This is a genomic window from Kitasatospora sp. A2-31, from assembly GCF_022288725.1.
Classification (GTDB): domain Bacteria; phylum Actinomycetota; class Actinomycetes; order Streptomycetales; family Streptomycetaceae; genus Kitasatospora.
The window spans coordinates 1-2801 of record NZ_JAKNTA010000085.1 but is presented as its reverse complement, the minus strand read 5'-3'; the positions used below and the strand labels follow the sequence as shown (position 1 = coordinate 2801).

General features: G+C 73.8%; 3 protein-coding genes. All 3 read right to left on the bottom strand.

All coding sequences use genetic code 11. The features are described 5' to 3' along the window. Positions 1-1174: CocE/NonD family hydrolase (locus tag MCM47_RS39675; protein ID WP_238951712.1), on the bottom strand; the 1174-nt coding region annotated here is incomplete at its 3' end. 181 nt (positions 1175-1355) lie between these two features. After that, positions 1356-1682, bottom strand: a complete 327-nt coding sequence (locus tag MCM47_RS39670) for a DUF6422 family protein (RefSeq protein ID WP_238859594.1) — start codon at positions 1680-1682, stop codon at positions 1356-1358. A gap of 87 nt (positions 1683-1769) precedes the next feature. Beyond that, positions 1770-2801 (bottom strand): ATP-binding cassette domain-containing protein (locus MCM47_RS39665; protein ID WP_238951711.1); only part of this gene is annotated, 1032 nt, incomplete at its 5' end.

The window sequence follows — 2801 nt, the reverse complement described above, 5'->3', positions numbered from 1 at the left end:
CCCCGCCGTTCGCCCCGGACGGCAGGCCACCGAGCACGGTCCTGCGCCATTCGCCGGCGGCCGGGCCACCGAGGGCGTCGGCGCCGACGGTCACGTGGTCGGTGCGGGTGGCGACGGACTGCCAGTCCGGGTGGCTCTCGTGGCGGCCGGTGGGCCGGACCTCCAGGTCGACCGGCCGGCGCCGGTCCGCCGGGGCTGCCCTGAGGTGCTGGTCGAGCCAGGAACGGGCGCTGTCCCAGGCCGCGTTCGGGAGGCCGAGCAGACCGGTGAACTCCTGGCTCGCGTGGTCGCCCGGGCGCAGCTCCAGACGCTTGGGCACGGTCAGCCGCTCGTAGAAGTCGGTGATCTGGCCGGGGTTGAAGAAGCCGTCGCCCCAGGCGTTGGCCAGCAGGACGGCGGTGCCGTTGGCGTTGATCCGGTCCAGGTAGCGCGCCGGGGAACGGGTGTCGGCCCAGCGGATGATCCGGGGCAGGTCGCGGTTGGCGAAGAGGTCGTCCAGCACCTGGGCGAACTCGGGACTCCTGCGGCCGGTCGGGGCCTGGATCCCGGCGAGGACGGCGGCCGCCTGCAGGTGCCGGGTCTGCCCGCTGTACAGCGAGTCGGTCAGGTCGGCCCAGCCGCTCAGCGAGGCGACGGCCTTGATCCGGGGATCGAAGGCGGCACCGAGCAGGGTGAGTCCGCCGCCGAGGGAGAGGCCGACCATGCCGACGCGCTGCGGGTCGGCGGGCGTCCGGGCGAGGGCCCAGTCGATCACGGCGGAGATGTCGGCCACGTCCTCGGGCCCGGCCACGTCGACCTCGCCGCCGGAGGCCCAGAAGCCGCGCACGGTGTAGGTGACGACGACGTACCCGTCCTCGGCGAGTGCGCGGCCCTGGGCGATGTACTCCAGGTCGTTCTGCCCCCAGCTGGCGGGCTGCACCACCAGCGGGTAGCGCCCCTGCGGGTCGGCGCCCGGGGTGCCGGGGGACGGGGTGAAGACGTCGGCCTTCAGGACGACGCCGTCCTTCGCCGGGATGTCCGCCAACCGGAACCCCGCGACGCCGTGCGCGGACAGCGCCGGTCCCGCCGGCGCGGCGGCCGCCGGCTGCGCAGCGGCCCCCGCGCCGAGGGCGACCACCGCGGCGAGCACCATGCTCGCCGCCCGCTGTGCGCTGCTCCGCCTGGATCGTTCCATCGTTGCTCCCCTGCGTTCGGACGGCACGGCGTCCGGACGACGTGACTCCCTGATCGCTTGCTGCGGGATCGTAGCGATCTGACGAGTCTTCAGGGGAGGTGTCGACCAGCCGAATTACTGGCCGGTAATGGGTGTGGAGGGTGCGCGTCCCCGGTGGTCGGCCTGGCCGGAGAGCGGCCGCTCACGTCTCGATGTGCTGGGAGCGTGCGTGGCTGCAGGGCACCAGGGGGTGCAGTGATCCTTCACCGGTGTCGGGGACGCGGATGGGCGTCGTGCAGGGGCCGCCGTCGCCCCTGTAGTCGTGGCACCCGCAGGGCGGATACGGCGGGAAGGGCAGCTTCGCGGTGCACGGGTTCCCGAACCAGCCCTCCTCGGGGACCGGTTCCACCTTGGACCGCGCCAGGATGGCCGCCGCTTCCTTCCGCGCGGTGATGATGAGGTACGCGGCCTCCTCCCAAGCCTGCGCCTGTTCGGCGTTGAGGACGTTCTGGTGGGGGATATCCGGCATTTCATCACTCCTCGGTCTCGGGTGGCAGGTCAGTCCTATCGGAGACCCGACTGCCGTGGCCGGTGCGACGCGCACGTCACGTCGACGTCACGCACTTGCCGCGAGAGTCAGCGCGCGTGCGCCCTGCCCTCGAACGTCGGGCTGCGGGACCGCGAGTCGCCCGGCACCGGACCGTCGAGCGCCGTGCCCGGCGTCGAGTTCCAGGTGGGAGCCGGTGAAGTCGGCCCGCAGGCGGCGGTCGTGGGTGACGATGACGACCGCGCCCGGGTAGTCGGTCAGTGCCGCCTGGAGGTGTTCGACCAGGGCGGGTGAGAGGTGGTTGGTGGGCTCGTCCAGCAGCAGCAGGTCGACCGGTCCGCTGACCAGGCGGGCCAGTTCGATTCGCCGCTGCTGGCCGTAGGACAGGGCGCCGACCGTGAGCCGCAGGTCCGACGGGTGGAAGAGACCCAGTGCGAGGAGGGCGTCGGCGTGGTCGTCCGGGGCTCCGCCGCGACCGTGGGCGAAGGCCTGGAGCACCGTCAGGTCCGGGGCCCACGCGGTGGTGTCCTGCCGCAGGTGGCCGATCCGGCCACGGGTGCGGACCGTGCCCTCGTCGGGCTGCAGTTCGCCGGCGACGACCCGCAGGAGGGTGGTCTTGCCCGCGCCGTTGGGCCCGGTGACGAGCAGCCGCTCGCCGGCTGCGATGTGCAGGGAGGGGAGGTGGAGGCGGTCCGCGACGCGGATGTCCGTGAGTTCCGCCGCGGGCTGTGCCGCGTGCGCGGGCCGGGCGGGCGGGGCGGCGTCGGCGGAGGCCTTGCCGCCGAGGCCCGGGGTGAAGACCAGGGGTTCGGGCGGCGGCGCCACCGGGCGGGCGGTGAGCCGTTCGACGCGTTCCTTGGCGTTGCGGACGCGGCTCATCGCGCCGTGGCCGCGTCCCCGGCTGCGGAAGCCGCCGTGGCCGAACACGGACAGCGGCAGCTTGCGCGGGATCCCGTCGAGACGGGCGACGTTGGTGGCGGCCAGCCTGGTGTTGCGGGCCAGTTCGGCGCGCCACTCCTCGTACGCCCGCACGCGGTACCGGTGTTCGGCGGCCTTGGTGGCGAGGTAACCGCCGTAGCCGTCCCCGTGGCGGGTGACCTT

What these genes read in the sequence shown, in the direction of transcription:
- MCM47_RS39670 (WP_238859594.1), bottom strand. Translation starts at nt 1,682, where the DNA reads ATGCCGGATATCCCCCACCAGAACGTCCTCAACGCCGAACAGGCGCAG.